Source organism: Bacteroides sp. CAG:633, from assembly GCF_000435115.1.
Taxonomy (GTDB): Bacteria; Bacteroidota; Bacteroidia; order Bacteroidales; family Bacteroidaceae; genus Bacteroides; species Bacteroides ndongoniae.
In genome coordinates, this window is sequence record NZ_FR883019.1 from 58,773 (window position 1) to 63,969 (window position 5,197).

Below are 5,197 nucleotides of genomic sequence, written 5' to 3' on the forward strand. Positions count from 1 at the left end.
TCGCTCACGAGCCACACTTGCACGGCTCGCGAGCGACACTTGTTCCGTTCGTGAACAATACTTGTTGTTCAGCGCAACGTTACATGTCACCCAAAATAAGATTGATTATTATAGAATCGGGAATTAACATCTAAGCCGATTTGGCTTATATAGATAGTTACGTTTACCAAGTGGCACTTGGCAAACGTAACATAGCTTTTTTGAAAAAAGTTCTAAAAGAAAAGAATTATTTCAAGGCCTTCCAGAATTTTCGGAAATCGTGGTAACGGCCATAGCAAACCAGCTGATCGCCTTCCTGAACTTGCTCTTTGTCGAAAGCTCCTTCGACTACAGTACGTTCAACAAACGATATGTCGAGAGTATTCTTCTGAGTCCCGGCACGCTTCAAAGCCAGAAGTTGCAAATGGAACTCTAAGTCCAGTTTCAGTTCGCTTACATAATATCCCACCAGACGGGAAGGTGCGGTGAACTTTACAACATAGTATTCCGAATCTATCTGGAAAGTCTCCATATCGGCTCCGAACTCAAGCATACGAACCAACGAACGGGCAGCATCGGCTTCGGGAGTAAGAATTCGTTCCAATCCGAAAGCTTCGAGTATGGCACGATGAACCGAATCGATGGCACGGGCATAGATGCGCTTTACTTTCTTCTGCTTCAGCAACGCTACCGTACGGATGGAAACTCCCAAATTCTTTCCTACGGAAACGATCACAACATCGACCGTATTGAGCGGAAGAACGGAAAGAGCCTGCTCGTCGGTTGCGTCGATGACAAAAGTAGCTGCAATCTTATCCTTCAGACAGTCTGCCCTACTGGCATTAATATCTGCACCTATCACTTCGTGTCCCAAAGCTGAAAGTTCTTCAGCAAGTACACTACCGTAATTGTTTAAACCGATAACAATATATTTCATAATGCTGAATGGGAGAAATTACTCCTTCGTCAATACCAGAACCAGCGTATTTTCTGCATTGTAGAAACCTACGCCGCCGTTGGCCAACTTACCAAAGGAACGAACAGAATTCAATGCCTTAAGAATGCTGCTTTCGATTTCCATATCCGGACATGCCATCATGGTACTGATAACTTGCGGGAAAGACACTGCTGCAGAATTTGCATCCTCGGTCTGAATACCTCCGTTGATAACATTGCAACCAGCATTTCCGTGCAGACGTTTTTCTGCCACGTTGAATTCAAGGAAAGGTTTATTCTCCAGACTGTCGGGAACAGCTACTCCGCTTACTTCACTGATGAGCCACTTACCGGACAAATCGTTCAGCGTCACCGTCGCCGGCCGTTTCTGCAATACTGCAATAGGGCGTTTGGACGAACCGCACAAGGCTATCTGATCATCGCCCAGCTTCTTATACTTTTTCACTTGCGACAGGGCTGCCAAGACATTTTTTTCGACAGTCATGTCAGGACACATCATACGCGTACTTCCCAAAGCTCCCAAATCGATAGTGCCCGGCTTGGCATTCACATCGAAACGGCCAGTCATACGGTTACATCCGCTGTTGCCATACACAGTTCCCTGCGCAACATCGAACCCGATGAAAGGAAACGCCTGACCCGGTGCCGGAACCACTGCCGCACCATTCAGTTCAATGATATTCCACTCTCCACTGATGTCGGCTACAGTTGCCGCATTTTTTGTCGATGCACAAGACGAAGCAATCACCATCGTTAATACCATACATAAAGAAACAAAAACATTTTTCATCATCATTCGTTATTATTTAAGTTTTAAGTTAATAAATCCATCACCTAATCTTCTGAAAGACAGAAAGACGTTGGTGAAAGCATATCACAACCACATGAATTCATGGGCAAATATAAACTATATTCCTTATTAAACACAACAAAATAACCAGAAAAGAAACAGAATGTTCAAGAACAGGGCTAAATTCTCCCAAGTATTTAGCACGATTTTAATGCTTATGTGAGAATTAACCCGTATATTTGCTCAAAATTACTTTAAAAGGAATTTATTTCGTAACCTTATTAATATAACAAGAAAATGGGTAAAGTTCTTATTATTGGTGCAGGCGGTGTAGGTACCGTTGTTGCCCACAAAGTGGCTCAAAATCCTGATGTATTCACCGAAATCATGATTGCCAGCCGCACCAAATCAAAATGCGATGCAGTAGTAAAAGCAATCGGTAACCCTAACATCCAAACCGCTCAGGTGGATGCAGACAACGTAGACGAACTGGTGGCACTGTTCAACAGCTTCAAGCCGGAAATCGTTATCAACGTGGCCCTTCCCTATCAGGATCTTACCATCATGGAAGCCTGCCTGAAAACCGGAGTAAACTATCTGGATACTGCCAACTACGAACCGAAGGACGTGGCCCACTTCGAATATAGCTGGCAATGGGCTTACAAGAAACGCTTCGAGGATGCCGGTCTGACCGCTATCCTGGGATGTGGTTTCGACCCGGGTGTCAGTGGTGTCTATACAGCCTATGCAGCCAAGCATCATTTCGACGAAATACAGTATCTGGACATTGTCGATTGCAACGCCGGTAATCACCATAAAGCTTTTGCGACTAACTTCAATCCCGAAATCAACATCCGCGAAATCACACAGAACGGACGTTATTATGAAAACGGCCAGTGGATAACTACCCAACCGATGGAAATCCACAAAGACCTGACTTATCCTAACATCGGTCCGCGCGATTCTTACTTGCTCTATCACGAAGAGCTGGAATCACTAGTAAAGAATTTCCCCACCATCAAACGGGCACGCTTCTGGATGACTTTCGGACAGGAATACCTGACACACTTGCGCGTTATCCAAAACATCGGTATGGCTCGTATCGACGAAGTGGAATACAACGGCATAAAAATCGTTCCGCTCCAATTCCTGAAGGCTGTATTGCCTAACCCGCAGGATCTGGGCGAGAATTACGAAGGCGAAACTTCTATCGGATGCCGCATCCGCGGACTGAAAGACGGAAAAGAACGCACCTACTACGTATACAATAACTGTAGCCATCAGGCAGCCTACAAAGAAACAGGTATGCAGGGAGTGAGCTACACCACTGGCGTTCCGGCCATGATCGGAGCCATGATGTTCCTGAAAGGCATCTGGAAAAAGCCGGGAGTATGGAACGTAGAGGAATTCGATCCGGATCCGTTCATGGAGCAGCTTAACAAGCAGGGACTGCCCTGGCACGAAGTGTTCGACGGCGATCTGGAACTCTGAGTTTGTAAGTTTATGAGTTTTTGAGTTTCTAAGTTTGTAAGTTATAAGCTTTTGAGTTGAAATAAAGCAATAACCAATAAACTTACAAACTCAAAAACTAAAGAACTGCATACTTATATTATTAACCATTAATCATTATCCCGCATGAACGTAGGAGACAAAGCACCCGAACTGCTGGGTGTAAACGAAAAAGGCGAAGAAATCCGTCTCAGCAACTATAAAGGCAAGAAGATTGTACTCTACTTCTACCCTAAAGACAGTACTTCGGGCTGTACGGCTCAGGCATGTAACCTGCGCGACAATTACAGCGAATTGCGTCAGGCCGGATACGAAGTGATAGGAGTAAGCGTAGACAGCGCCAAATCGCATCAGAAATTCATTGAAAAAAATGCGCTTCCGTTTACGCTGATTACCGATACCGACAAAAAACTGGTAGAAGAATTCGGAGTATGGGGAGAAAAAAGCATGTACGGGCGTAAATACATGGGAACGTTTCGCACTACCTTCCTGATTAACGAAGAAGGAGTGATAGAACGCATCATCGGCCCTAAAGAGGTAAAAACCAAGGAACATGCCAAACAGATTCTTGGAGAATAACAACCTTGAGGCTACTTAATTATCCAACTATCAAAAAAACAGCTTATGGCAAAAAAAGACGAACTTAATTTTGACGAGAATGGTACAGCTCCACAGGCTTCCAGCGAAAAGCTGAAAGCATTGCAAGCTGCCATGGACAAAATAGAAAAAAGCTTCGGAAAAGGCTCTATCATGAGAATGGGAGGCGAAGAAATCGAGCCGATCGACGTGATTCCTACCGGCTCCATCGGCCTGAATGCCGCTTTGGGGGTAGGTGGTTATCCACGTGGACGTATCATCGAAATCTATGGTCCGGAATCTTCCGGTAAAACAACGCTTGCCATCCATGCCATTGCCGAAGCACAAAAAGCGGGCGGTATCGCTGCATTCATCGATGCCGAACATGCATTCGACCGCTTCTATGCGGCCAAATTGGGAGTAGATATCGACAACCTGCTCATCTCGCAGCCCGACAATGGAGAACAGGCGCTGGAAATAGCCGACCAGCTGATTCATTCATCAGCCATCGACATCATCGTTATTGACTCCGTAGCCGCACTGACCCCGAAAGCTGAAATAGAAGGCGACATGGGAGACAACAAAGTGGGACTTCAGGCACGTCTGATGTCGCAAGCCCTGCGCAAACTGACGTCTGCTATCAGCAAAACACGTACCTGCTGTATCTTCATCAACCAATTGCGTGAAAAAATCGGAGTAATGTTTGGCAATCCTGAAACGACTACAGGTGGTAACGCACTGAAATTCTATGCTTCGGTACGTATCGACATCCGCCCCGGACAAGCCATCAAGAACGGAGAAGAAATCTTAGGCAAGCAGACCAAAGTGAAGGTTGTCAAGAACAAAGTGGCTCCTCCCTTCCGCAAAGCAGAGTTCGACATCATGTTTGGCGAAGGTGTGTCGCGTGCAGGCGAAATCATTGACTTGGGTGCCGAACTGGGCATCATCAAGAAAAGCGGTTCCTGGTTCAGCTACAACGATACCAAGCTGGCACAAGGACGCGATGCGGCCAAGCAAGTCATCATGGACAATCCTGAACTGGCAGAAGAACTGGAAGGACTTATCTTTGCCGAACTGAAAAAAGAGAAATAAAAGCTTCTCTTCAGCCCTTTCGGCTATCATATAGAGATAATAAATACAGGCGGAACTTTACGAATATCATCGATTCAGTAAAGTTCCGCCTGATTTTATCTGTAAAGGTACGTAGCAAAACAAAAAGTAACAGCCCTATTGCTTTTAGGGCAGTCATCCGAAGCCAGCAAGGCCCTTCATTTTTCCCTAACTGGGAAAAAATTTTTTCCTAACTGGGGAATATTTTTTCCCTAGTTAGGAAAATTTTGCTACAGAATATCTTTATGTCTTTTCCTGATTTAACTAGACGCTTTT

Annotated in this window: 5 protein-coding genes; 3 read left to right on the forward strand and 2 right to left on the reverse strand. The window is 45.2% G+C overall.

The window, feature by feature from the left end:
- Window positions 1-226: 226 nt before the first annotated feature.
- Together QVP67_RS03725 and QVP67_RS03730 are read right to left on the reverse strand one after the other, a co-directional pair.
- Window positions 227-916, reverse strand: a complete 690-nt coding sequence (locus QVP67_RS03725) for a potassium channel family protein (RefSeq protein WP_022162213.1) — start codon at window positions 914-916, stop codon at window positions 227-229.
- An 18-nt stretch (window positions 917-934) separates the two neighbouring features.
- On the reverse strand, window positions 935-1,726 hold the full coding sequence (locus tag QVP67_RS03730; protein WP_277121153.1) for an META domain-containing protein: 792 nt from the start codon (window positions 1,724-1,726) through the stop codon (window positions 935-937).
- A 297-nt stretch (window positions 1,727-2,023) separates the two neighbouring features.
- On the opposite strand from QVP67_RS03730, the gene QVP67_RS03735 reads away from it, so the two are divergent.
- From QVP67_RS03735 to recA, 3 genes are all read left to right on the forward strand, one after another.
- Window positions 2,024-3,217 carry a saccharopine dehydrogenase family protein gene (locus tag QVP67_RS03735; protein WP_022162215.1) on the forward strand — a complete coding sequence of 398 codons (1,194 nt, stop codon included), beginning with the start codon at window positions 2,024-2,026 and terminating at the stop codon, window positions 3,215-3,217.
- Window positions 3,218-3,361: 144 nt separating this feature from the next.
- Entirely contained in the window at window positions 3,362-3,814 is a 453-nt protein-coding gene (gene bcp / locus QVP67_RS03740) for a thioredoxin-dependent thiol peroxidase (protein ID WP_022162216.1), read from the forward strand.
- Between the two features lie 45 nt (window positions 3,815-3,859).
- On the forward strand, window positions 3,860-4,903 hold the full coding sequence (gene recA, locus QVP67_RS03745) for a recombinase RecA (protein ID WP_022162217.1): 1,044 nt from the start codon (window positions 3,860-3,862) through the stop codon (window positions 4,901-4,903).
- The last annotated feature ends 294 nt before the right edge of the window (window positions 4,904-5,197 follow it).

What these genes read in the sequence shown, in the direction of transcription:
- QVP67_RS03735 (WP_022162215.1), top strand. Translation starts at nt 2,024, where the DNA reads ATGGGTAAAGTTCTTATTATTGGTGCAGGCGGTGTAGGTACCGTTGTT.
- QVP67_RS03725 (WP_022162213.1), bottom strand. Translation starts at nt 916, where the DNA reads ATGAAATATATTGTTATCGGTTTAAACAATTACGGTAGTGTACTTGCT.
- recA (WP_022162217.1), top strand. Translation starts at nt 3,860, where the DNA reads ATGGCAAAAAAAGACGAACTTAATTTTGACGAGAATGGTACAGCTCCA.
- bcp (WP_022162216.1), top strand. Translation starts at nt 3,362, where the DNA reads ATGAACGTAGGAGACAAAGCACCCGAACTGCTGGGTGTAAACGAAAAA.
- QVP67_RS03730 (WP_277121153.1), bottom strand. Translation starts at nt 1,726, where the DNA reads ATGAAAAATGTTTTTGTTTCTTTATGTATGGTATTAACGATGGTGATT.